This is a genomic window from Herbaspirillum lusitanum (assembly GCF_046025995.1).
In the GTDB taxonomy this organism is placed as follows: domain Bacteria; phylum Pseudomonadota; class Gammaproteobacteria; order Burkholderiales; family Burkholderiaceae_D; genus Herbaspirillum; species Herbaspirillum lusitanum_A.
This window is the reverse complement of sequence record NZ_JAQQFM010000046.1, coordinates 1-204: the sequence shown is the minus strand read 5'-3', so window position 1 is coordinate 204 and position 204 is coordinate 1. Positions and strand designations below refer to the sequence as shown.

The following is a 204-nucleotide window of genomic DNA, read 5'->3' as shown; positions in this document are numbered from 1 at the left end:
TATTTTTCCGGTGATGAACGAGATAAAAAACTGCACTCCAAAGGGACCAAGGTCTACCAGCTTAAAGCCTTAAATAGCCAAGGCTATGTCGTCACCGTAGATGACATCAACGGCGATCCAAAAACACGGGATCGCGAAATGTACTACTGCCTTATCCGTCCGCCCAAGGCAGTTTGTGGACAAGGACGAGCGAGGCGCCTGAGC

At 50.0% G+C, this 204-nt stretch carries 1 pseudogene; it reads left to right on the top strand.

Annotated features, from left to right (window positions below):
• A pseudogene (locus PQR62_RS25630) lies at positions 1–204 on the top strand (hypothetical protein); the annotation flags it as partial.